The sequence below is a fragment of the Proteus sp. G2609 genome, from assembly GCF_963896135.1.
Classification (GTDB): domain Bacteria; phylum Pseudomonadota; class Gammaproteobacteria; order Enterobacterales; family Enterobacteriaceae; genus Proteus; species Proteus mirabilis.
This window is the reverse complement of the sequence record NZ_CAWQNB010000040.1, coordinates 53,749-77,163: the sequence shown is the minus strand read 5'-3', so window position 1 is coordinate 77,163 and position 23,415 is coordinate 53,749. Positions and strand designations below refer to the sequence as shown.

General features: G+C 39.3%; 23 protein-coding genes. 2 read left to right on the top strand and 21 right to left on the bottom strand.

The features are described 5' to 3' along the window. Window positions 1–210: 210 nt before the first annotated feature. From AACV01_RS13680 to trmJ, 11 genes are all read right to left on the bottom strand, one after another. On the bottom strand, window positions 211–636 hold the full coding sequence (locus AACV01_RS13680) for an enhanced serine sensitivity protein SseB C-terminal domain-containing protein (protein ID WP_004248435.1): 426 nt from the start codon (window positions 634–636) through the stop codon (window positions 211–213). Between the two features lie 27 nt (window positions 637–663). Further along, window positions 664–1,959 carry an aminopeptidase PepB gene (gene pepB, locus AACV01_RS13675; protein WP_004243837.1) on the bottom strand — a complete coding sequence of 432 codons (1,296 nt, stop codon included), beginning with the start codon at window positions 1,957–1,959 and terminating at the stop codon, window positions 664–666. A gap of 280 nt (window positions 1,960–2,239) precedes the next feature. Continuing rightward, entirely contained in the window at window positions 2,240–2,434 is a 195-nt protein-coding gene (iscX, locus tag AACV01_RS13670) for a Fe-S cluster assembly protein IscX (protein WP_004243841.1), read from the bottom strand. Between the two features lie 15 nt (window positions 2,435–2,449). Next, a complete protein-coding gene (gene fdx / locus AACV01_RS13665; RefSeq protein WP_004243842.1) occupies window positions 2,450–2,785 on the bottom strand; it encodes an ISC system 2Fe-2S type ferredoxin in 336 nt (111 codons plus the stop codon). Between the two features lie 2 nt (window positions 2,786–2,787). After that, complete coding sequence (gene hscA, locus AACV01_RS13660; protein WP_004243843.1) at window positions 2,788–4,638, bottom strand: Fe-S protein assembly chaperone HscA; 1,851 nt, start codon at window positions 4,636–4,638, stop codon at window positions 2,788–2,790. Window positions 4,639–4,649: 11 nt separating this feature from the next. Then, complete coding sequence (hscB, locus tag AACV01_RS13655; protein WP_004243844.1) at window positions 4,650–5,171, bottom strand: co-chaperone HscB; 522 nt, start codon at window positions 5,169–5,171, stop codon at window positions 4,650–4,652. A 48-nt stretch (window positions 5,172–5,219) separates the two neighbouring features. Continuing rightward, on the bottom strand, window positions 5,220–5,543 hold the full coding sequence (gene iscA, locus AACV01_RS13650; protein ID WP_004243846.1) for an iron-sulfur cluster assembly protein IscA: 324 nt from the start codon (window positions 5,541–5,543) through the stop codon (window positions 5,220–5,222). A 90-nt stretch (window positions 5,544–5,633) separates the two neighbouring features. Beyond that, window positions 5,634–6,020 carry a Fe-S cluster assembly scaffold IscU gene (gene iscU, locus AACV01_RS13645; protein WP_004243847.1) on the bottom strand — a complete coding sequence of 129 codons (387 nt, stop codon included), beginning with the start codon at window positions 6,018–6,020 and terminating at the stop codon, window positions 5,634–5,636. Between the two features lie 24 nt (window positions 6,021–6,044). Beyond that, window positions 6,045–7,259, bottom strand: a complete 1,215-nt coding sequence (locus AACV01_RS13640) for an IscS subfamily cysteine desulfurase (protein ID WP_004243849.1) — start codon at window positions 7,257–7,259, stop codon at window positions 6,045–6,047. A gap of 67 nt (window positions 7,260–7,326) precedes the next feature. Then, the gene (gene iscR, locus AACV01_RS13635) at window positions 7,327–7,821 is read right to left on the bottom strand and encodes a Fe-S cluster assembly transcriptional regulator IscR (protein WP_004248437.1); all 495 of its coding nucleotides are present in this window, start codon (window positions 7,819–7,821) and stop codon (window positions 7,327–7,329) included. A 129-nt stretch (window positions 7,822–7,950) separates the two neighbouring features. Beyond that, window positions 7,951–8,679, bottom strand: a complete 729-nt coding sequence (gene trmJ / locus AACV01_RS13630) for a tRNA (cytosine(32)/uridine(32)-2'-O)-methyltransferase TrmJ (protein ID WP_004243854.1) — start codon at window positions 8,677–8,679, stop codon at window positions 7,951–7,953. 124 nt (window positions 8,680–8,803) lie between these two features. Between trmJ and suhB the strand changes: the two genes are divergently transcribed. Then, window positions 8,804–9,607 (top strand): inositol-1-monophosphatase, encoded by an 804-nt coding sequence (suhB, locus tag AACV01_RS13625; RefSeq protein ID WP_004243855.1) that lies wholly within the window; start codon window positions 8,804–8,806, stop codon window positions 9,605–9,607. Between the two features lie 92 nt (window positions 9,608–9,699). Here the strand turns inward: suhB and AACV01_RS13620 are convergent, their stop codons facing one another. The 4 genes from AACV01_RS13620 to glyA all read right to left on the bottom strand — a co-directional run bounded on the left by AACV01_RS13620 (window position 9,700) and on the right by glyA (window position 14,344). Continuing rightward, window positions 9,700–10,374 (bottom strand): CerR family C-terminal domain-containing protein, encoded by a 675-nt coding sequence (locus AACV01_RS13620; RefSeq protein WP_049217622.1) that lies wholly within the window; start codon window positions 10,372–10,374, stop codon window positions 9,700–9,702. A gap of 25 nt (window positions 10,375–10,399) precedes the next feature. Continuing rightward, window positions 10,400–11,668, bottom strand: coding sequence for a M24 family metallopeptidase (locus AACV01_RS13615; RefSeq protein WP_004248442.1), 1,269 nt, complete (start codon window positions 11,666–11,668; stop codon window positions 10,400–10,402). Window positions 11,669–11,843: 175 nt separating this feature from the next. Further along, entirely contained in the window at window positions 11,844–12,998 is a 1,155-nt protein-coding gene (locus AACV01_RS13610) for a 3-phenylpropionate MFS transporter (RefSeq protein WP_012368131.1), read from the bottom strand. 92 nt (window positions 12,999–13,090) lie between these two features. After that, the gene (glyA, locus tag AACV01_RS13605; RefSeq protein ID WP_004243862.1) at window positions 13,091–14,344 is read right to left on the bottom strand and encodes a serine hydroxymethyltransferase; all 1,254 of its coding nucleotides are present in this window, start codon (window positions 14,342–14,344) and stop codon (window positions 13,091–13,093) included. Window positions 14,345–14,709: 365 nt separating this feature from the next. On the opposite strand from glyA, the gene hmpA reads away from it, so the two are divergent. Then, on the top strand, window positions 14,710–15,900 hold the full coding sequence (gene hmpA, locus AACV01_RS13600) for an NO-inducible flavohemoprotein (protein ID WP_020945952.1): 1,191 nt from the start codon (window positions 14,710–14,712) through the stop codon (window positions 15,898–15,900). Window positions 15,901–15,995: 95 nt separating this feature from the next. Here hmpA and AACV01_RS13595 read toward each other — a convergent pair whose 3' ends face one another. The 6 genes from AACV01_RS13595 to AACV01_RS13570 form a co-directional block, all read right to left on the bottom strand. Next, window positions 15,996–16,637 (bottom strand): hypothetical protein, encoded by a 642-nt coding sequence (locus AACV01_RS13595; protein ID WP_017627963.1) that lies wholly within the window; start codon window positions 16,635–16,637, stop codon window positions 15,996–15,998. 383 nt (window positions 16,638–17,020) lie between these two features. After that, window positions 17,021–17,359, bottom strand: coding sequence for a nitrogen regulatory protein P-II (gene glnB / locus AACV01_RS13590; protein WP_004243865.1), 339 nt, complete (start codon window positions 17,357–17,359; stop codon window positions 17,021–17,023). A gap of 15 nt (window positions 17,360–17,374) precedes the next feature. Next, entirely contained in the window at window positions 17,375–18,991 is a 1,617-nt protein-coding gene (locus AACV01_RS13585) for an NAD+ synthase (RefSeq protein ID WP_004248444.1), read from the bottom strand. Window positions 18,992–19,065: 74 nt separating this feature from the next. Further along, window positions 19,066–20,403, bottom strand: coding sequence for a two-component system response regulator GlrR (gene glrR, locus AACV01_RS13580; RefSeq protein ID WP_004243867.1), 1,338 nt, complete (start codon window positions 20,401–20,403; stop codon window positions 19,066–19,068). 11 nt (window positions 20,404–20,414) lie between these two features. After that, window positions 20,415–21,401: a two-component system QseEF-associated lipoprotein QseG gene (qseG, locus tag AACV01_RS13575; RefSeq protein WP_265823358.1), complete on the bottom strand. Its 987-nt coding sequence runs from the start codon at window positions 21,399–21,401 to the stop codon at window positions 20,415–20,417. A gap of 23 nt (window positions 21,402–21,424) precedes the next feature. Beyond that, window positions 21,425–22,873 (bottom strand): sensor histidine kinase, encoded by a 1,449-nt coding sequence (locus tag AACV01_RS13570; RefSeq protein WP_004248446.1) that lies wholly within the window; start codon window positions 22,871–22,873, stop codon window positions 21,425–21,427. Window positions 22,874–23,415: the final 542 nt, after the last annotated feature.

Here is a 23,415-nt window from a genome sequence, read left to right as displayed (position 1 = left end):
TATACAACGTATTAAGTAAATTAATTATCTAATACTACAGCCTTATTTAGGCTTTACTAATTATTTGTTTGTGCGTTTTTAAGCAAAATAATAGTAAAACAAAGAGTTACATATAAATGCAAACCATTTGCTATTTTAATCATTTTCTTATTATAGGGTAAAAAAAAGCGATATCTGATGAGATATCGCCTAAACTGCAAAAAAACTAGGTTAGGTATTCAAATTAACGATTGGAATACCCTTACGAAGAAAGCCCCCTAATTTGCGTTGATAAAAAGGGGTTACATGGTGAGTCATAAAATGACTTACACCTTGCTCATCTTTATTCACAAAACAGAAATCAAGAGATTGTCCTTCTTCTAGGTGCTCAAAAGCGGCTTCAGCAGCTTGTGGGAGTATCTGAGCAATAATATTTTCTTCTCCAGTGATTTCTAGCCCAATCAAATAAAATGACTCATCATCACCTTGCTCCAAAGCATTAACAATAAATGCACGACGAATAGGCTTATGTTGACCAAAAAATTCGCTCAATGCTTGTGTTAATTTTTCAGGCTGTGGCTCAAGCACACTCAGTTGTAGAGAAGAACCTTCAACAGCAACAATTTCTTGTACTTCAAATTGTTCAGATACATCCATTACAAACTCCAAATCACATAATGTTTATTATTTTGCTTTTGTTAATAATAAATTAGCGATAGAACGAACACCATATCCTGTTGCCCCAGCAGCCCATTGTTCTACAGATGATTTTCTGTAAGTTGCTGAACAATCGATATGTACCCAGCCTTTTTTATAATCTTTCACAAAGTGAGAAAGGAAAGCGGCTGCTGTACTTGCGCCTGCGGTATGTGAAGGTGCGGCAATATTATTGAGATCAGCAAAACTTGATGGTAACTGGCTACGATGGAAATCAGCTAATGGTAAGCGCCAGAACAGTTCATTTTCTTGATCTGCACTTGCTAATAATTCATTCGCTAATTTATCATCAAAACTTAATACAGAGTGATAATCATTGCCTACGGCCACTTTAGCAGCACCTGTCAATGTTGCCGCATCGATAATCAATTCAGGGGCAAAGTTGCTAGCATCAATTAAACCATCTGCTAAAACTAAACGACCTTCTGCATCCGTATTCATGATTTCAACGGATTTACCATTACGATAACGGATAATATCTCCCAACTTAAAGGCATTGCCGCTAACCATATTATCAGCAATACAGAGCAATAGTTTTACGCGTTTATTTAAACCTCGTGTAATAGCTAAAGCCAAAGCACCAGCTAAGGTTGCAGCACCGCCCATATCCGCTTTCATAGAATTCATGGAAGAAGAAGGTTTGATGCTATATCCGCCTGAATCAAAGGTGATCCCTTTACCAACAAGACAGGCAAAGATAGGGGCTTCGGCATCTTTAGTTGGATTAAAATCTAATGCTAAATAGACGGGATCACGTGAAGAGCCTCGACCTACAGTATAAATTCCCGCATAGTTCTGATCACGGAGATCAGCCCCTTTGGTGATTTTATAGCTGATATCTTCTTTATCTAAACCACAAAACAGATCAACAGTACGCTGTGCCAGTTGTTCTGGCCCTAACTCTTCTGCTGGGGTGTTTATTGTGTCACGCACCCAATCAACAATGCGGATACGCGACTCTAATTCTTTTTTGTCCGCTTCACTTAATTGTGGCCATTCGATTGAACGTGCGCCTTTAGGTGCTCTAAAACCTAACCAAAACGCCCAACTACGTTCTAAATCCCAGCCGTCACCAACTAGAGCAACATTACGAATACCTTGACCATCAATTTTGCGTCCACCACGCTGAATGGCCCCTAAGCGGTTTTCTTCCGTTAAGTGAACGGTCATGCCAGTTTCGTTAGTGCTAATTAGTGCTTTTTCTCCCCAACATGCTGCTGCAGGTTCATTAGACAGCATGATAGGCATAATTTGTTTATTCATTTATTATCTCACTTATTATTACTGATGGCAGTTAACCTATTCAGACTACCAGATATTTACCTTTTAGCGTGATCAATTTACTGCAAAAAATCAGTCACGACCATTCTCATTAAAGCCTTTTAGCTAATTGCATGTTACTTTACGAGCAATATCCCATAAACAAACGCTGGTTACTCAGTCTTTTGAGGTATTTATTCCTCTTTTAAGGTTAAATCATACTGAGCAATAAAAACAAAAAGACTGGCAATTAACCAGTCTTTCGCATTAATCATTTACTCGATTATTCAAATTCATCAAGCCAAACTAATAAAATTGCTTCAAGAATTTTTTCATTCGATTTTTGTGGATCATCATCAAAATCGTCTAATTGGCAAATCCACTGATGCATATCGGTAAAACGAACGGTTTTTGGATCTGTATCGGGGTAGAGATCATAAAGCGCTTCCCCTATTTCACGTGTATCACTCCATTTCATTTTAAACTCCTAAAATCAGTGTTCTCTCGCATGGTTGATAGAATATTTAGGTATTTCAACAACTAAATCTTCATCAGTTACCTTCGCTTGGCAACTTAAACGACTTTCTGGCTCTAATCCCCACGCTTTATCTAACATATCGTCTTCCAGCTCTGTACTTTCATCAAGAGAGTCAAAACCTTCACGAACGATACAGTGACAAGTGGTACACGCACACGACATTTCACACGCATGTTCAATCTCAATGCCATTACGTAATGCAACATCAAGAATAGACTCACCTTCAGTGGCATCAACAACAGCACCTTCCGGGCAAAGTGTGCTATGGGGTAAAAATACAATTTTAGGCATAGTTATATCTCATCCACAGAATGACCTGCCAACGCTTGACGAATGGAAGTATCCATACGACGCGCAGCAAATTCCTGAGTTTGCTTATCCAGTTGTTTAATGGCGTTTTCAATGGCAACAGGATCTGTTCCCTCAACGCTTTCTATTAAAGTATCTACAACATTATCGATAGCCGTTTTCTCATCTTCAGTTAAGAGATGAGCATCTTCTTGTAATGCTGCGGTTAAACTTTCTAACACGCGAGCGGCTTCGACTTTTTGCTCGGCAAGACGACGAGCTTGTAAATCTTCTTTGGCATTTTCCATTGAAGATTGGATCATATTAGCGATTTCTGTATCACTAAGACCATAAGAAGGTTTTACCTGTACTGAGGCTTCAACACCAGTGGATTTTTCCATCGCACTAACGCTTAATAAACCATCAGCATCCACTTGGAAGGTAACACGTATATGTGCTCCCCCCGCCGCCATTGGCGGAATACCCCGCAAAGTAAAACGGGCTAATGAGCGACAATCACTCACCATTTCACGTTCACCCTGTACCACATGAACACTCATGGCAGTTTGACCATCTTTAAAAGTGGTAAATTCTTGTGCTCTCGCAACAGGGATAGTGGTATTTCGTGGGATCACTTTTTCAACTAGCCCACCCATGGTTTCTAAACCTAATGAAAGCGGAATAACATCCAACAAGAGCATTTCGCTATCAGGTTTATTACCCACCAGAATATCTGCTTGAATAGAGGCACCAATAGCGACAACTTTATCAGGGTCAATCGAAGTTAATGGTTCACGTTTAAAATAATCGCCTACCATTTGGCGCACCAGTGGCACGCGTGTTGATCCACCCACCATAACCACTTCGAGCACCTCATCCACGTCAACATCAGCATCTTTTAATGCTCGACGAACGGATAACAACGTACGTTTAACTAAAGGTTGAATTAATGATTCAAATTCAGCGCGGGTAATTTCCCCTTTCCAACCATTGATGTTGATATCAGCCACATCATTATCACTTAAAGCGATTTTAGTTTCTGAGGCAATATCAAGTAATTGACGTTGTAAAATAACATCATTTTGATAGCCAAATCCCGCACGCTCTCTGATCCAGTCGGCTAACATCATATCAAAGTCATCACCGCCTAACGCAGTATCACCACCAGTTGCTAAGACTTCAAACACCCCTTTAGTTAAACGTAAGACAGAGATATCAAAAGTTCCGCCCCCTAAGTCGTAAACGACAATAGTGCCTTCTTTTCCGGAATCTAATCCATAAGCAATCGCGGCAGCAGTAGGTTCATTTAATAAACGTAATACATGTAAACCTGCACGACGTGCTGCTTCTTTAGTGCCTTGACGCTGTGCATCATCAAAATAAGCAGGTACAGTGACAACCACACCATCAAGTTCACCACCTAATGATTGTATTGCACGCTCCGCTAAGGCTTTTAAAATATCCGCAGAAACTTGAATAGGATCGACAATGCCAGCAGGTGTTTTAATTAATGGCAGTCCACTATCATTGTCATGAAAATGGTAAGGGAGGTTAGGATAACGACTGGTTATATCATTTAGCGAGCGCCCCAGCATTCGTTTTATTGAGCTGATAGTATTGGCGGGATCTTTTTCGGCTTCTTGTTTCGCCTGCCAGCCAACATTAATATTATCAACTTGATACTGCACAACAGATGGCAATAAATAGCGACCTTCACTATCTGAAAGCGCTTCGGCTTGCCCACTACGTACAGTGGCAACAAGTGAGTGTGTTGTTCCTAAGTCAATACCCGCAGCTAATCGACGCTGATGTGGCGCAGGTGTTTGTCCTGGCTCGCTAATTTGTAATAATGACATAACAATTTTCCTTAAAAACCATCAAACAAGCGTTCTTCAAGATGCTCGACTTGCTCTTTTAATTTCGCGAGAAAACGTAATTTTCTCACATTGTCTGCGGCAATGTCCCAAGTCTGACTGTCCAGTGTTTTCACCATTTCATCATAGCGTACAGTGTACATTTTCTCTAAGCGCGCAGAAAAATCAGCCAGTAAATTTTCAGCATCAGTACTATGCTCTATATCATCCAGCTCTTCACGAAGCGTAAGCTGCTCCATAAGAAAAGCCGTATCGTGCATCGTTTGTTGCTCATTAGCAATATCGATGCCCTGTAAAGAGAGCATATATTCAGCTCTTGAAAGTGGATTTTTTAAGGTTTGATAAGCCTGATTGATAGTCGAAGCAAACGAAATTGCTTGTACTTGCTCTTTGTCAGATTTACCCGCAAAACGATCGGGGTGATATTGACGTTGCATCTCTTGATAACGAGAAGCAAGCTGTTGTTTATCAATATCAAAACGATTAGGCATGCCTAATAGGGTGAAATAGTCCATACTTCTGCTCTTGGATTAATTGATATTAATACCGTGTATAAATATTGATTACACGGTAAAGCTTTCTCCACAACCACATTCGTTAGCCACGTTTGGGTTGTTAAACTTAAAGCCCTCGTTTAATCCTTCTTTAACGAAATCAAGCTCTGTTCCATCTAAATAGACCATGCTTTTACCGTCAATAATAACTTTCACACCTTTATCTTCAAAAACGGTATCTTCGTCATTGATGACATCAGCAAACTCAAGAACATAAGCCATCCCAGAACAGCCTGATGTTCTTACGCCTAAACGCAAACCTTCGCCTTTGCCACGATTAGCAAGAAAAGAGCGAACACGGTTAGCAGCGGCTTCTGTAAGGGAAATTGACATGGCACACCTCACTCATAAAGAACGAAAGCGGACACTGAAACATAACCTTCAGCATCCGCCAATATTTTATTTTTTTATTATAACAGGCAATTATTTGCCTTGGCGTTTGCTTTTATAGTCTGCAATCGCGGCTTTTATTGCATCTTCAGCCAGAATTGAACAGTGAATTTTCACTGGTGGTAATTCTAACTCTTCAGCAATTGCGGTATTTTTAATCGCTTCTGCTTCATCTAAGGTTTTACCTTTCATCCATTCGGTAACCAAAGAGCTTGATGCAATCGCTGAGCCACAACCATAAGTTTTAAAACGTGCATCTTCAATTACACCGTTATCATCAACTTTGATTTGTAGCTTCATGACGTCACCACAAGCTGGTGCACCTACCATACCGCTCCCTACTGTAGGGTCGTTGTTATCAAATGAACCCACATTACGAGGATTTTCATAATGATCAATTACTTTATCGCTATAAGCCATGATTTAACTCCTGAAAACGTCTGATTAATGGTGAGACCATTCGATACTGTTGATATCAACGCCTTGTTTATGCATTTCCCAAAGTGGAGAAAGATCACGTAAGCGACCAATTGCACTGTGAATTTGTTCAATTGCATAATCGATTTCTTCTTCAGTGGTGAAACGACCTAAAGAGAAACGAATAGAACTATGTGCTAATTCATCGGTTAATCCTAAAGCACGTAGTACATAAGAAGGCTCTAAACTTGCTGATGTACAGGCTGAACCTGAAGATACAGCAAGATCTTTCAGTGCCATCATTAATGATTCACCTTCAACATAGTTGAAGCTGACATTAAGAATATTTGGCGCTGTATGTTCTAAAGAACCATTGATATACACTTCTTCAATATCTTTGATGCCATTCCATAAACGTAAACGTAATTCATTTAAACGTTTAGTTTCATCAGCCATTTCTTCTTTCAATATACGGTAAGCTTCACCCATACCCACAATTTGGTGAACGGCTAATGTACCTGAACGCATACCACGCTCATGCCCACCACCATGCATTTGTGCCTCTAAGCGAATGCGTGGTTTACGGCGAACATAAAGCGCACCAATACCCATAGGTCCGTAAACTTTATGTGCAGAAAGAGAAAGTAAATCGACTTTTAATTTGGAGAGATCGATTGGTAATTTACCGACGCTTTGCGTTGCGTCAACGTGGTAAATAATGCCTTTGCTACGGCATAACTCACCAATAGCAGCAATATCTTGCACCACACCAATTTCATTATTCACGTGCATGATAGAAACTAAAATAGTGTCATCACGCATAGCGGCTTCGAGTTCTTTCAAATCAATTAAGCCATCGCTTTTTGGTGCTAAGTAGGTCACTTCAAAACCTTCACGCTCAAGCTGACGACAAGTATCTAAAATCGCTTTATGCTCAGTTTTTGATGTGATGATGTGCTTACCTTTTTTCTGATAAAAGTTTGCAACACCTTTTAGTGCCAAGTTATCTGCTTCAGTTGCCCCTGAGGTGAAAACAATTTCACGAGGATCAGCACCAATAAGATCAGCAATCTGATTACGAGCGATATCGATCGCTTCTTCAGCTTGCCATCCAAAACGGTGCGAACGAGAGGCTGGGTTACCAAAAATGCCGTCAATAGTCAGGCATTGCATCATTTTTTCAGCAACTCGAGGATCAACGGGTGTGGTTGCTGAATAATCTAGATAAATGGGTAATTTCATTGCTCACTAACTCCAAAGACGACAGATCTTCTTTAATAATTTTGTTTTGTTTGCCTAGAGATCGCCGTTAAACTCGCATATTAACAATGGTTTCTTGTAAACGACCATTGATAGCATGACGTTTTTCATTGTCTTGACGATCAGCGACATCCATAACCTCTTCGTTATTAACTAACTCTTCAAGGCTAATGCTGCTAAGGAAACTGGTAATACGATCACTTAAATCACGCCACAAAGTATGAGTCAGGCAACGATCGCCACCTTGACATCCTTCTTTATTACCCTGACAACGGGTAGCATCAACAGATTCATCAACTGCTGAAATGACTTGAGCAACAAAAATTTGCCCCGCTTCACGACCGAGTAAATAACCACCACCCGGGCCACGCACACTTGCGACTAATTCATTTTTACGTAAACGTGAAAAAAGCTGCTCAAGGTAAGAAAGGGAAATCCCTTGACGCTCAGAAATATCAGCGAGGGGGACAGGGCCTTGCTGCGAATGCAATGCAACATCAAGCATAGCAGTAACTGCATAACGCCCTTTTGATGTCAGTCTCATAACAAATACTCCGTGGTGAACAATAGTCAAATTGTGTCATTCCTGAGTAATTTAGTCAACTATTTATCTGAGTGTTTTAGTCAGGTATTAAGCTCAGCAACAATGACGCATGTTAATCAACTTAATCCTTTATTTCTTAGCCCATTTTTCAACGGATGTTAAAATACCACGTAAGATATGAAGCTCTTGTGTTTCTGGACGTGCGCGCGTAAACAAGCGGCGTAAACGACTCATCACTTGTCCTGGATGTTTAGGACGAATAAAACCAGACTCATTAAGTACCTGCTCTAAGTGAACATAAAAGCGTTCAATATCTTCAGCGGGTGGATAATCAATCTCTGATGAAGCATTTTCCTCTTGTTTTTCCTGTTGAGCAAGTGCAGCCATGCGAATTTCATAACAAACAAGTTGCACCGCCATCGCTAAGTTTAAAGAGCCATATTCAGGGTTGGTAGGAATATAGAGGTGGTAATCACATTTTTGTAATTCTTCATTAGTTAAGCCTGTGCGTTCACGGCCAAAGATCACCGCAACGGGCTTATTTGCTGCCTCTTTTACGCAACGTTCACCACATTCACGAGGTGCTAGCATTGGCCAAGAGAGCGTACGATTACGCGCACTTGTTCCAATCACTAACCCACAGCCTTCAATGGCATCATCAATAGTATCAACAATATGAGCATTGCCAATAACATCGCTTGCCCCTGCTGATAAGGCTATAGAGTGAGAGTCGGGTTTTTCTTTAGGATTAACAAAATAAAGATTCGTTAATCCCATGGTTTTCATAGCACGAGCTGTCGAGCCCATATTGCCTGTATGTGAAGTTTCGACAAGGATAATGCGAATATTTTCTAACATTGATTTCTAACTAATTGTTTTATGATCCATCTATTTTATCACAAATGTAGCCAAAAACGCGAACGCCTGTTATACTTCGCCTCGTTTTTTATCCCCGTTCTTTAACATCTTGTGGAAGATAACCATGCATCCGATGCTGAATATTGCCATACGTGCTGCACGTAAGGCTGGTAATTTAATCGCCAAAAATTACGAAAATCCTGAATCTGTAGAAACGAGCCAGAAAGGTAGCAATGATTTTGTCACTAATGTTGATCGCGAAGCGGAACAGGCAATCATTGAAATCATTCGTAAATCTTATCCAAAACACACCATTATTACGGAAGAAAGTGGCGAGTTACTCGGTGAAGATCACGATATCCAATGGGTTATAGATCCACTTGATGGCACCACTAACTTTATTAAACGCCTACCACATTTTTCTGTTTCTATCGCTGTACGTATCAAAGGTCGCACAGAAGTTGCTGTGGTTTACGATCCTATGCGTAACGAACTTTTCTCAGCTGTTCGTGGTCAAGGTGCACAATTAAATGGTTACCGCCTCCGTGGCTCTAATGCACGTGATTTAGATGGTGCTGTTTTAGCAACTGGTTTCCCATTCAAAGCAAAACAACATTCAGCAGCTTATATGAATATGCTGACTAAACTGTTTGTACCATGCGCTGATTTTCGTCGCACAGGTTCAGCAGCATTAGATTTAGCTTATGTTGCCGCGGGTCGTGTGGATGGCTTCTTTGAAATTGGTTTAAAACCTTGGGATTTCTTAGCAGGTGAACTTATTGCTCGTGAAGCGGGTGCAATTGTATCTGACTTTACTGGTAATCACGGCTATCTACAAACTGGTAATATTGTTGCGGGTAATCCTCGAGTTGTCCGAGCATTATTGGCAGAAATTCGTAGCGAATTAACTGATGCTTTAAAACGTTAATTGATACGAATAACAATAAAATATAAAAAAACTATCTTATAAAATGATCCCCAGTAGTTGGACAGCCAATTACTGGGGGTCTTTTTTATTGCCTATGCGTTTTCAATTAAAAGGGCATTTACTGAAAGTTGGCTAATTTCTTGTACAATCTTATCTAATAGTTGTGATGTTATCTCTTGCTTATTAACACGTAATAGAAAAGCTTTTCTTGCAATGACAAACCCTAATATCTGACCAATAAGAGCATGAGCGCGAATAGTGATTGTTACTTCATCACTCTTTGTATCCATTAACCCAACTAAGCGAGAAAGGCGAAGATGAAAAGGTTCAATCAAATTACTATAAATAAGATCGTAATTTTCCGTCGGTTCTAACTGTTCACGTAGGATCAACTGACTGTAATAATGGCGTTTTGGTGATAATAACGCACGAGTTAAACCTGTGACTAGTAATAGAACTAATTCAGCCACTTTTTCATTTTTATAAGGTCGGTTTTCTTTCAATAAAAACTGAAGCTTATTATCAAATTGGTCAAACTGAATTTCAGAGGCTAATTCTGTAGCAATATATCGGATCACTGCTGTATAAACCCCTAATTTTCCGCCAAAGTGGTAAGGTATTGCTGATTGATTAACACCAGCATCTTGCGCAAGTTGTCGCGTTCTCAATCCACTGATCCCATATAGTGCAAAAAGCCTAATACCTTCTTGCACTAATTTCTCTTGAGTTTGTTCTGTACTTACTGCAGTTTTACTGGTGTTTTTCATTATAATCAACTGGTTACTATTAGGACTATATATCTGCCCGCATTAATTGTGTTGAGTTAGAATTTAACTCAATCCCTTTGCTTTTGCCAACCACAACAGTGCCACCTAAATTACATAAGTGGTGGCCGAAGCCACAATTAGGCTCAAAAGCAAATGTCATGCCTTCTTGTAATACCAATTCTCTCCCTGGATTAGGTAATCGCTCAATTTGTTTATAACGATGAGCAAGAGGTAATGATTCAATACCTGGCGCTGTGCCAAAGCCGATTGGGCCATAAGGATTAATACTGTGAATAAGTGGATGAACATGCCATCCCCCTGATTCTAATAGTGGTTTTTCCATTAAATCAACGACTTCACCAAAGGTTATCCCTGCTTTTAAATGTTCAACGCCAATTTCATAGCATTCACGTGCAACTAATGCTGCTTTTTCTAAGTTTTCGTGAATTTTACCTACAGCAACCGCCGCTTGATGTTGCGTTTCATACATTCCATATAAAGCAAAAATCTCTGATAATATAATATCACCCATTTGAATTTCACGAGGTGCTTGTGAGCGATATTGCCAAGCAGGAGGCCCCCAACCGATATACTCAGATCCTGATCCCATTAAAATTTCAGCGGTAAATCCTCCCCTTGATAAACAAGTGGCAGTAATTGCGGCCGCAAGCTCCGCCTCTGTTGCACCAGGCCTTGCTGTCACTCGCATTGCCTCGCTCATTGCTTCACCAATGGCGGCAGCATATCTTACATGAGCGAGCTCTTCTTCACTTTTAACTGATGCCCGTCTAAAGAAATCACGATATACACTGCTAAATTTTGCATAAGGAAATGCTTCTTTAATACCATTTAGAGTATTAAATGGCATTGCACCATCAAAATAAAATGGGGGATAAGGTTCTAAGCCAATAATACCAATATGTGCATTTTGTTGTACTCCCATCTCTTTTAGAAAATGAGCAATACTACGCCCTGTTTTTCCTACAACAAGATTATCTTCATCAATCCACTGCAAATCACCACGTAGTTTTGCCTGCATATGATCAGCTATCATCATTGGTGCAAAAGTAACTATCAATGGTTTCTTATCTTCATGAAAAATAACAACCGATCCTAATCTGTCATTTGTAAAATAGTGGTCAATACAAAACGGTGCAGGTGCTGCCGATTCTCTATCACCATAAATAATTAATGTATCTAATTGGTTATCTCTCATAATGTCTCTAGCTAACTGCCAGCGTCGGTCTCTTTCTTGTAAAGAAAAACTAGCTGGGATCACTGATTTACTTTTCATAGTAATACCTTTTTCTATTCATTCATTTGAATGAATTAAATTTAGCTTTAATATTTAAAATGATCAATCGTTTGGTTGATCAAAAAATGCGCTTTAAAAAATAAAAAGAAAAAAACCTGTAATATCAAAAGGTATTACAGGCTTAGACGTTTATGAAAAATAGGAAATAAAAGGATTAAGTATTTTGCGGTTGTACTTTCGGTCTAATAAACATTGCAGGAATAGTTAATGCCGCCATCAACCAGAAAATAAGGTATTCTTGGTTAGGAAGTTTTTCATATAACCATCCCGATACAATCGTCATAATAGCGATACTTCCCCCCATTGCTAGAGCAGAATAAACCGCTTGTAAACGAATAATTTCATGCTCTTGACGTGCAGTAATAAAACGCATTGCCGCTAAATGGCATACGGTAAATGTGCCACTATGCAAAATTTGTACAATAATAAGTGCCGGTAATGCTGTAAAACTGCCCATCATCCCCCAGCGCAATAGCCCTGCAAATGCTGAAAGTAATAATAAGTTTCGAGCACTCCAACGGCGGAATAAACGACGGCTAAACATAAAGACAACCACTTCAGCAACTACGCCTAAGGACCAAAGATAACCAATCGTTGCTGTATCATAGCCTGCTTTTTCCCAATAGAGTGCGCTAAAACCGTAATAAGCAGCATGAGCACCTTGTAGTAAAGAAACACATAATAGAAAACGCCAGACTGGGCCATCTGAAATCAGTTTCATAAATGAAACATGATGGTGTTCCGCTTTTTTGACCTTACCTTGGGGCATGATTTTCGGACGTAACATTGAGGTAAGGAATAATGCAAGAGTACTGGCAATCAATCCATAAAGAATAATCGGGTGTCCAAAAGCATCAATCAATATCCCCAATAATGAGGAACTAATAATAAATGCAATAGACCCCCAAACCCGAATTTTTCCATAATCTAAAGGAAATTGTTTTTGCCATGTTCCCGCAAGTGAATCTCCCAAAGGCACCATGGGTGCAAAAAAAACGTTAAATCCGGTCATTACCAAAAAGAGCCAAGCCCAATGAGTGCCCAACATAAATGCAACGGTAAATAGGAGAGATAAAAAAGCAAAAAGTCGTAGTGCAGTAATGAGCTTTGATGGATCTTTTACAGCCGGCGTTAAAATCAAGCTTCCTACAAAACGAGCGGTTAAGCCCACCCCAAGTAGTAAGCCTATCATCGCAGGATCAACCCCCTCGCCTTTTAACCAGATAGACCAAAAAGGCAAGAAAATACCATATGAGAAAAAATACGTAAAATAATCTAAGGCAAGCCACAGTGTTGATGGAATAACCATCCAACCCCCCATTTTTAACATGCAAAAAAACCCGCCAAGAACATGTTCTCGAAGCGGGCTTGTATAACGGGTTTTATTATATCGTTACAAACTTATGCGTAAACTGGAAATTTAGCGCAGATATCCAAGACTTTTTGTTTCACTTTTTCAATGTTCGCTTCATCATTGATATTATCAAGGACATCACACATCCAACCGGCTAAATCTTTTGCTTCCGCTTCTTTAAAACCACGACGTGTAATCGCTGGAGAACCAATACGAATACCAGATGTAACAAATGGACTGCGAGGATCATTTGGCACACTATTTTTGTTCACAGTGATATTAGCACGACCCAGTGCAGCATCAGCATCTTTACCTGTAATATCTTTATCAACTAAGTCTAATAAAAACAGGTGGTTCTCTGTGCCACCAGATACTACTTTATAACCGCGCGCTAAGAAAACGTCTACCATTGCTTTCGCATTTTTTGCAACTTGTTGCTGGTAAACTTTAAACTCAGGTTCCATTGCTTCTTTTAATGCAACGGCTTTACCCGCGATCACATGCATTAAAGGACCACCTTGAGAGCCAGGGAATACGGCAGAGTTTAATTTCTTATAAAACTCTTCATCGCCACCCTTAGCAAGGATAAGACCACCACGAGGACCCGCTAATGTTTTGTGTGTTGTTGTAGTCACAACGTGAGCATGTGGTACTGGGTTTGGATAGACACCCGCTGCAATCATACCTGCAACGTGAGCCATATCGACAAATAAGTAAGCCCCTACGCTATCTGCGATTTCACGCATTTTAGCCCAATCAACCAAACCTGAATAAGCTGAAAAACCACCAATGATCATTTTTGGTTTATGCTTTTTAGCTTGCTCAGCGATATCTTGGTAATCAATTTTACCGGCTTCATCAATACCATAAGGAACGATATTGTAGAGTTTACCAGAGAAGTTAACCGGAGAGCCGTGAGTTAAGTGACCACCTTGGGCCAAATTCATCCCTAATACTGTATCGCCCGGTTTAAGTAATGCCATATACACAGCCGCATTCGCTTGTGAACCAGAGTGAGGTTGTACGTTTGCATAATCAGCACCAAATAGTGCTTTGGCACGATCAATGGCTAATTGTTCAACAACATCAACGTATTCACAACCACCGTAGTAGCGTTTACCTGGATAACCTTCTGCATATTTGTTGGTCAGCTGAGATCCCTGCGCCTGCATAACACGAGGACTAGTATAGTTTTCAGAAGCAATTAATTCGATGTGCTCTTCTTGACGAGTCACTTCACCTTCCATTGCATTCCATAATTCCGGATCGTAATCAGCAATATTCATTTCACGTTTTAACATTCACATCTCCTGACTCAGCTAACTTCACTAAAGGCGAACTCCCTTACGGGAGTAAGAATGACATACAGTGTAAACTCTTTTTCCTCATTGAGATAGTCCCAAAAGAAAAAATACGCAATCGTTTGCTAAGCCACTATAACACAGTTCTATTACTTTTTGATAACCTCATTTTATCTGCTGTTTTTGTTCTTTTTGAGGCACATCTCGCTAATTTATGTAAACCCTCAACATCATTCTCTAAGATTTCCCCATTTTCCTAAAAAAAATAAAAACTCAGATTTACAAATAAAGCAAAAAGATATAAGTTGTATTAAAAATACATGTTATAAAAATCATATTAAACTGAATATTTTTCAGGAGCAATTATGTTAGATGCACAAACTATCGCGACAATTAAATCCACTATTCCTCTTATTGCTAAAACAGGCCCCGCGTTAACGGCGCATTTTTACGACAGAATGTTCTCTCGCCATCCTGAGTTAAAAGATATTTTTACCATGAGCCACCAAAGCAGTGGCGCACAACGTGAAGCGTTATTTAATGCGATATGTGCTTATGCAACGCACCTTGAGGATTTACCTGCTATTTTGCCGGCGGTAGAAAAAATTGCACAAAAACATGCCAGTTTGAATATTCTTCCTGAACATTATCCTATTGTTGGAGAAAACTTATTAGCCACCATTGATGAAATGTTTAACCCGGGCAAAGAAGTGCTTGATGCTTGGGGAGCCGCTTACCAAGTTTTGGCTGATGTCTTTATTAATCGGGAAGAGCAAATTTATCAACAAAAAGAACAAGCATCTGGAGGCTGGCGAGGATTACGTCACTTTAAAGTTAAGCATAAAGTAAAACAAAGTGAGGTTATTACCAGCTTTGAATTAGAGCCTGAAGATGGACAAGCGGTTACACCTTACCGTGCAGGCCAATATTTAAGTATTTATATTCGTGATGAGAAACTTGCAAATCAAGAAATTCGTCAATATTCCTTAACGCAATCGGCAAACAATAAAACCTATCGTATTGCGGTGAAACGTGAAGACAAGGGAATTTTATCTAATTTTCTTCATGACCATATCCAAGAAGGAGACATTTTACAAGTTGCCGCACCAGGGGGCGATTTTTATTTAGATATCTCATCAACAACGCCTGTCACATTAATTTCAGCAGGTGTAGGCTTAACTCCTATGTTAGCGATGTTGCACACCCTCTCTTCTCACCAAGCACAAGTCAATTGGTTACATGCAGCAGAGCATGGTGGCGTACATGCTTTTAAGGAAGAAATCACACAAGCAGGAAAGCAAATTAAACAATATCAACAAGCAGTATGGTATCGTCTCCCTCGTACTGAAGATATAATCAATAAAGACTATCAATTTGAAGGATTGATGGATTTAACCAAGATACATGAATGGCTATCAATACCTAATATGCAGTTCTATTTCTGTGGACCATTACCTTTTATGCAATCTGTCGCTAAACAACTTATTGCTCTCGGTATTGAAAGCGATAAACTTCATTATGAGTGCTTTGGCCCTCATGCTGTTATTAGCCAATAACAGCCAGAATAGGTAAGAGAATAAATTAAATAATAAGGAAAAAGCGCTGATTATTTTACTATTCAGCGCTTTTTATATTGGAAACAACGAACTATTTAATAAGTAACTTTTATTGATGTCGGTATAACATGATATTTAGACGAATAGCGATACCAAATAACACTAATTAAACAGAGTGTATAGCCGAACAACTCGCTACCTTCTTCCACCATATTTTTTACCGTGCGGTTATAGTCTTCACCTAACAATTTCTCCCACAAAATCCCCATACCAAATAAGCGAGAGAATAGTAAAACACTGAGTAAACCCGCCATAAGCATTCCTTGACTAGAATGCGTTATAAAATGGGTTAAGCCATATAATGTTTTTTTCCCTTCTCTGATAGCGATCGCTATACAGACAAATGTTACCGTTAATGCAAACCAAACCCATGAACCATGTGCTAATTGGTCAAAAACACCATCTAACTCACGAATTAAGATACACAAGAAAAAGCCCATAATCAGTGTGTATCCCCCTCTCATTTCTGGCTGTTTATAAGCAGGTATAAAGAAAAGAAAACATATTATAGCCACAATAAGTTCTTGCCCCAGTTCGGTTGCTGAGGTTTCAGAAATACCATTATTCAGCACCAAAATATCGAGGAAAATAAACCCTGTTGTTATTGCCACAATCATGGCGGAAAACAAAAATAAAGCAAAACGCTTTAATAAATAGCTAAGCACGATATTACCCATAGAATAATAAATATTTAAGTTGATGATAATAACTGTCTACAAAAGTTATTGAATAACATTTTGTGCCTTAAAAGGTGAGAATTTTAGTAAAATAAATTGTTTATTATCATCAATAGACTTGTATAAGATATAAATAGCACAATAGGTGAAACATAAAAAAACATTTTATGAACAAAGAAAGGTAATTATTAATATTACTTATTTAATGAGTATAATTATCAGCAATACAAATCATTTATTATCACTTATAAATTTATAAAAGATAATCAGTAAATAAATAAACTTATTGAGATAATATAAAAAAGAATTAATTAATAAAGATAAAAAAACCCGATAATTAAACTAATAATCATCAGGTTTCATAAACAACGCTTATTTATTTTTTAAATAGCTTCTTCGTCTTGCTCTCCAGTACGAATACGGATAACTCGATTCACATCAAAAACAAAAATTTTACCGTCGCCAATCTTCCCCGTTTGAGCGGTAGTCATTATAGTATCGACACAAGTTTCAGCTATTTCATCAGCAACAACGATCTCAATTTTTACTTTAGGTAAAAAATCGACCATATACTCTGCACCACGATAAAGTTCGGTATGCCCTTTCTGACGACCAAAGCCTTTTACCTCTGTTACCGTCATACCCGTGATACCAACTTCGGCTAATGCTTCTCTTACATCATCTAATTTAAACGGCTTAATTATCGCTTCAATTTTTTTCATCGGATTATCCTGCTATTACCAGTTATGGCGACCAAAACCGCTTGTGATCGGATAGCGACGATCTTTACCAAAATTACGACTGGTAATACGCGGTCCTACCGGTGCTTGACGACGCTTATATTCATTAATATCGACTAATTTTACCACTTTACGAACAATGGCTTCATCAAATCCAGCCGCAACCAAGTCAGAAACAGATTTATCTTGCTCAACATAGCCTTCAAGAAGGGCATCTAAAATATCATAAGGTGGTAGATTATCTTGATCTGTTTGTCCTGGTGCTAATTCTGCTGAAGGGGGCCTATCAATCACACGTTGTGGAATAGCGGGTGAAAGAGTATTACGATATTTAGCCAGTTCAAACACCAGTGTTTTAGGAACATCTTTTAAAACATCAAAGCCCCCCGCCATATCACCATATAAGGTCGAGTAGCCTACGGCAGATTCACTTTTATTACTCGTGGTGAGCACTAACCGACGACGTTTATTGGACATCGCCATTAAAATAACAGCACGACAACGCGCTTGTAGGTTTTCTTCTGTGGTATCGACAGCGCTACCTTTAAACATAGGCGAAAGTTGATCCATAAAAGCATCAAACATCGGCTCAATAGAGACAGTATCAAACTCAACACCTAATAAATCAGCTTGCTCTTTCGCATCGTGAATACTCATTTCTGAGGTATAGCGAAATGGCATCATTACCGCTTGAACGCTCTCTTTACCTAATGCATCAACGGCAATTGCAACCGTTAAACCTGAGTCGATGCCCCCTGATAATCCTAATATAGCGCCTTTAAAACCATTTTTTGTCACATAATCACGCGTTGCCAGCACTAGTGCTTGATAAACTTGCGCTAAAGGAGAAAGCTCTGGTGCCGCATCTTGCATTGGTACGATAGTTAACTCATCAAACTCCACCACGGCCACTTGCTCATCAAAAGCCGCTAAACGATGGGTGATTGTTCCTCGTTCATCAAAGACTTTAGAACATCCATCAAAAACCAATTCATCTTGACCACCAATTTGGTTGAGATACACCACAGGCAGATGCGTTCTTTGGCAATGTTCTTTAATTAATTGGGTACGAATATGCGGCTTTTCACGACTATAAGGTGAAGCATTAATAGAAAGAACCAGATCAGCACCCGCTTGTTTTAGTGCATCAATAGGCTCGTTGATCCAAATATCTTCACAAATTAATAATCCTAAATGATAGCCTTTAAAAGGCACAACACAACGTTCATTTCCTTGCTGGAAATAACGTTTTTCATCAAATACACCATAATTAGGTAGCTGTTGTTTGAAGTAACGCGCCTGTAACTCACCTTGATAGAAAAATGACAGTGCATTATAGATAGTACCGTTTTGCCACCAAGGATGCCCAACCACAATGGCCGTTTTCTTACTTGCTTGTTCTAAACGAACCAGTTGCTCTTCACAACGTTGTTGGAAATCAGGGCGAAATAGTAGATCTTCAGGAGAGTAACCGCATAACGCAAGCTCAGAAAACAAAACCAGATCGGCATCTTCTTGCGCTTTTACGGTGGCTAACATGCGTTCACAGTTGCCTTCAATATCGCCAACAACCCAGTTTAACTGAGCAAGTGCGAGTTTTAATTTACGACTCATAAAAATTAGTCTCTCCAGCTATCTTTGCTATCTAAAGAAAGCAAGTTTAAAAAAATTTTTGTTATCTACAAAGATCATTCTTTGAAATCATTGGCATCAAGTCCATGACGTGACAACAATTTATAAAATTCTGTTCGATTTCGCCCTGCCATCCTTGCAGCCTGAGTGACATTGCCCTTTGTCATCTGCAATAACTTCCTTAAATAGGTCATCTCAAAATGGCCTCTTGCTTCAGCAAAAGTAGGTAATGCGGTATTTTCCCCTTGCAATGCTTGTGTGACAAGGGCTTCGCTAATCACAGGTGCAGTCGTTAAAGCCACACATTGCTCGATGACGTTAACTAACTGACGCACATTTCCCGGCCAACTTGCTGTCATTAGACATTTCATCGCATCCGTTGAGAAGCTACGCACAAAAGGTTTATGCCGTTTTGCTGATTCGCGCAATAAATGGTTAGCAAGAACAGGGATATCCTCGGCTCTTTCGCTCAACGTGGGGATACGTAAATTCACCACATTTAAACGATAGTATAAATCTTCTCGAAATTCATTACGCTCCATCGCTTTTGGCAAGTCACGGTGGGTTGCAGAAAGAATACGCACATCAATATCAATATCACGATTACTGCCTAATGGCCGCACTTTACGCTCTTGTAATACACGCAATAATTTCACTTGCAATGCCATTGGCATATCACCAATTTCATCCAAAAATAGAGTGCCTCCTTCTGCCGCTTGGAAAAGCCCTTCACGACTACTTACCGCGCCAGTAAAAGCACCTTTAGCATGCCCAAATAGTTCAGATTCTAATAATTGTTCAGGTAAAGCACCGCAGTTAATAGCAATAAAGGGTTTTTTAGCTCGTGGGCTGGCGCGGTGGATTGCTTGAGCAAGGACTTCTTTACCTGTACCGCTTTGCCCATTAATCAGTACGCTAACATCGGATTGTGCAACTAACTTGGCTTGCTCTAATAAACGTAACATTTGGGGGCTACGGGTCACGATATCTTTTGACCACTCTTCATCAGATACCGTCGTCACTAATTCTAATGCTTCATCGATAGCTTTATAAAGCGCATCTCTATCAACAGGTTTAGTCAAGAAACTAAACACCCCCTGTTGAGTTGCCGCGACAGCATCAGGAATGGATCCATGTGCAGTTAAAATAATCACAGGCATTCCGGGTTGTTGGCGCTGTATTTCTGCAAATAGCGCCATACCATCCATTTCATCCATACGTAAATCGCTGATCACCAGATCGATTTTTTCTTTTAATAATAGTTTAAGTGCTTCTTGCCCACTTTCAGCGGTAACGATATGAAACCCTTCACTTGTTAATCGCATACCCAGTAGCTTTAATAATCCCGGATCATCATCGACAAGTAAAAGATTCGCTGATTTATGGCCAGCCATGCACATTCTCCTTATTTAGATCCTGTTTCAGTAGGTTTAACCGTTGCGCTATTCTCTTTTTCTGTCGAGGTATTTTTCGCATCAGGTTTTACTTGTTCTGCTTTTGGTGGTTCAGGTTTAACTGCTGATACCGAAGGTTGTGAAACCTCATTATTTTCTTTGGTTATCGATTGCTCACTTGCCGTTGACGTATTAGATTGCTCCGCTGTCGGTTTATCAGCTGGTTTTTCTGTATTACTCGCATCTGAAGATTGAACATCAGATAGTGCTTCTTCTTGAGAAATAGCATCCACAGAAGCCCCTTGTTTTCGGCTCGATAATTGACGTTCAATTTGTGTGAGACTTTCGAGTTTTTTACGTGTGGTATTTAACTCATGCTCTAATGCATTATTTTGTTTTTTCAGCAAATCCATTTTATTTTCCGTTTCTGTAACAAAACGGCGATTACGATTTTTCTCATCAGCGAGAGCAAGCGTAAGCGTTTGATTCTCAATCCAAGTAGATAATAGAACACGCATAGAGCTTGGAAATTGTAATTGATAGCTTTCTAATAAAACCAACTGTGAACGACGTTCAGCAACCGTCATTCCGGCTCGCTCTAATAAAATACTTTTATAAAAGGCGCCATCCCATCCGGCAACGATAACACTACTGGCTTGACGTTGTGCTTCTGTAGACATAATACGCTGTGTGCACTCAATGGTACGTAACCAAAATAGCGGATTATTGAGCCCTTCATGATAAAAAGCAGCTAAAGTTTTACATTCTGCCCAACGATAATCGATAGTTTTTTGTTTAACAACGGGGGTTTCAGGCTCAATATTAGCGGTTTCGGTCAGCGATTTTTGTGCACATCCAGCAAGAAACATAGGCAACATTATCCAACACAGATACTGTTTCCAGTGTGAAGCGATCCTCTTAATTGATGCAGGGGCCATAGATAATTGCTCATTAGCCAGTGTCTTTCGCTTTAATTTTTTATACTGATGAAAAGACACCTGTTTTTGTGACCTGATATGCATTATTTATTCTCAGAAAGTAGCGGTAGTTCAATACGAAAACAGACATCAGCATAGTCAGAATGAACAATATTTAACTCGCCATCCATTCTTTTGATACAGTCATGAGCAATACTTAACCCCAAACCACTCCCTTTTACAGCCCCTTTACGTAATAGAGAACCTTGAAAAAAGGGCTCAAAAATCATTTTTTGTTCTGATTCAGGGATCGGTGTGCCTTTATTGGCTATATCAATAACTATTTTCTGTTCAATTTGATAACTAGAGATCCAGATATTACCCGATTCAGCGCCATAGTGCACCGCATTCGAGTAGAGATTATCAATAACTCTTGATAATAACGTCGTTTCTGCTCGACATTTTTTCAGATCAAGTGAAATTATCGTCTTAATGCCTTTCGCTCGGGCGGGTAAACTATGCGCTAACACCACATCATTCACTAATGTGGTTAAATCAACTTCCTCAATTTGCTGAGGTACTTCGGAAAGTTTACGATTATAATCAAGTAGTTGCTCAATTAATAATTGAAGTTGTTTACTACTATTATCAAGAATAGCTACGACTTCTTTTTGATCTAAGGTTAAAGGCCCTGCTACTTCATCCGCTAATAATTCTGTTCCTTCGCGCATACTGGCTAACGGTGTTTTTAACTCATGAGAAATATGACGTAAAAACTCATGGCGTTGCGATTCTAGCCATGCAAGGCGTTCACTTAACCAAATAATACGTTGAGCTAAAGAGCGTAATTCACGGGGTCCCTGAAACGAATTCAAGTTATTATTTAATGTACGTCCTTCCCCCAATCGGTTAATCATTTTTTCTATACCTTTAACCGGACCGATGATCATACGGGTAAATAAGGCAATTAAAATCAGGCTAAAAACAAAAACAATTAAACTTTGCCAACCAAAATAACGCCCTTTTTCAGCAATAGCCATTTGTAGTTGCTCGCCACGACTAAAAATAATCTCTTTGGTTAACACGACAATGCGGTTATTGGCATAAGAAAATTGCTCTAATGCTTGTTGCATTTGAGAAGTGGGTTCACTATTTTTGCATTGAATTGATTTAAGCGTTTTCAAAGAAGTATTCAAGGCTTGTGCTTCTTTAGACTCAGAAAGAGGGATGATGGTCTGCTGCAAGGTAGAGAACATTTTGCTGTATTGTTGATAACGCTGTTGATACATTTCTTCATCAGTTTTATCACGCAATACACAATATCGTCGATAATTTCCTTCCATTTCAATAGCTAAATTACGCATCACCTCGCTACGCTCGGTATCCGCTAACGCATTTTTATTGGTAATAGCGGCTTGGTTACTAAGCTGATCCAAACTTTGATAAGCCTGATAGGCAAGGACGAGAAGCGGTAACAGCACCATCCAAAATGCCATGATAACCAATTGTCTTAAAGATCGGGGGAAAATACGCCACTTTTTCAATGAAATCATCTCAACACCTATTAGAGTAATGCGATGCTACATGACTTAATAACAAGAAAAAAGTCCGACATTGAAATTCAGATAGGAAAACGAACACAAGCGAGAACACGCAACAGGCTCTAGAAATGGGAGAGCGGAATATCTTACTGAGATATTCCGCTCGTCAATATTCATCTCTTTTCTCTCTAAAAGAGAATGAAGGTGGTGCCTCACTCCACGTGTCGCCCTGTGTTTGATAAGGCCCGAAGGCGAGTATCATGATGTTGGACGGTAGGCACCTTACTCTGGCGTCATTCTTGGCTTATGTGGTATGTTCCCACCCATATTGTGGACCGACATAAAAAGTTGAATGAGCAACTGATTAATATAATGCACAAGGCGTGCCAACTTTTCGATTAAAATCATAAGATATTAATTTTAAACGAAAAAGTATTTTTATCTTACTAAAATAAAAAACAGCCCCAATTTTTGATAGCGAAAAAATCAACAAGCTGTCTCCATTTCCAGACACCGTTAATTAAAAAATATTAAATCATTAAAATTCAACAAGT

Excerpts from the sequence above, each read along its gene's own strand:
- AACV01_RS13680 (WP_004248435.1), bottom strand. The coding sequence starts at position 636 with ATGGATGTATCTGAACAATTTGAAGTACAAGAAATTGTTGCTGTTGAA.
- pepB (WP_004243837.1), bottom strand. The coding sequence starts at position 1,959 with ATGAATAAACAAATTATGCCTATCATGCTGTCTAATGAACCTGCAGCA.
- iscX (WP_004243841.1), bottom strand. The coding sequence starts at position 2,434 with ATGAAATGGAGTGATACACGTGAAATAGGGGAAGCGCTTTATGATCTC.
- fdx (WP_004243842.1), bottom strand. The coding sequence starts at position 2,785 with ATGCCTAAAATTGTATTTTTACCCCATAGCACACTTTGCCCGGAAGGT.
- hscA (WP_004243843.1), bottom strand. The coding sequence starts at position 4,638 with ATGTCATTATTACAAATTAGCGAGCCAGGACAAACACCTGCGCCACAT.
- hscB (WP_004243844.1), bottom strand. The coding sequence starts at position 5,171 with ATGGACTATTTCACCCTATTAGGCATGCCTAATCGTTTTGATATTGAT.
- iscA (WP_004243846.1), bottom strand. The coding sequence starts at position 5,543 with ATGTCAATTTCCCTTACAGAAGCCGCTGCTAACCGTGTTCGCTCTTTT.
- iscU (WP_004243847.1), bottom strand. The coding sequence starts at position 6,020 with ATGGCTTATAGCGATAAAGTAATTGATCATTATGAAAATCCTCGTAAT.
- AACV01_RS13640 (WP_004243849.1), bottom strand. The coding sequence starts at position 7,259 with ATGAAATTACCCATTTATCTAGATTATTCAGCAACCACACCCGTTGAT.
- iscR (WP_004248437.1), bottom strand. The coding sequence starts at position 7,821 with ATGAGACTGACATCAAAAGGGCGTTATGCAGTTACTGCTATGCTTGAT.
- trmJ (WP_004243854.1), bottom strand. The coding sequence starts at position 8,679 with ATGTTAGAAAATATTCGCATTATCCTTGTCGAAACTTCACATACAGGC.
- suhB (WP_004243855.1), top strand. The coding sequence starts at position 8,804 with ATGCATCCGATGCTGAATATTGCCATACGTGCTGCACGTAAGGCTGGT.
- AACV01_RS13620 (WP_049217622.1), bottom strand. The coding sequence starts at position 10,374 with ATGAAAAACACCAGTAAAACTGCAGTAAGTACAGAACAAACTCAAGAG.
- AACV01_RS13615 (WP_004248442.1), bottom strand. The coding sequence starts at position 11,668 with ATGAAAAGTAAATCAGTGATCCCAGCTAGTTTTTCTTTACAAGAAAGA.
- AACV01_RS13610 (WP_012368131.1), bottom strand. The coding sequence starts at position 12,998 with ATGGTTATTCCATCAACACTGTGGCTTGCCTTAGATTATTTTACGTAT.
- glyA (WP_004243862.1), bottom strand. The coding sequence starts at position 14,344 with ATGTTAAAACGTGAAATGAATATTGCTGATTACGATCCGGAATTATGG.
- hmpA (WP_020945952.1), top strand. The coding sequence starts at position 14,710 with ATGTTAGATGCACAAACTATCGCGACAATTAAATCCACTATTCCTCTT.
- AACV01_RS13595 (WP_017627963.1), bottom strand. The coding sequence starts at position 16,637 with ATGGGTAATATCGTGCTTAGCTATTTATTAAAGCGTTTTGCTTTATTT.
- glnB (WP_004243865.1), bottom strand. The coding sequence starts at position 17,359 with ATGAAAAAAATTGAAGCGATAATTAAGCCGTTTAAATTAGATGATGTA.
- AACV01_RS13585 (WP_004248444.1), bottom strand. The coding sequence starts at position 18,991 with ATGAGTCGTAAATTAAAACTCGCACTTGCTCAGTTAAACTGGGTTGTT.
- glrR (WP_004243867.1), bottom strand. The coding sequence starts at position 20,403 with ATGGCTGGCCATAAATCAGCGAATCTTTTACTTGTCGATGATGATCCG.
- AACV01_RS13570 (WP_004248446.1), bottom strand. The coding sequence starts at position 22,873 with ATGATTTCATTGAAAAAGTGGCGTATTTTCCCCCGATCTTTAAGACAA.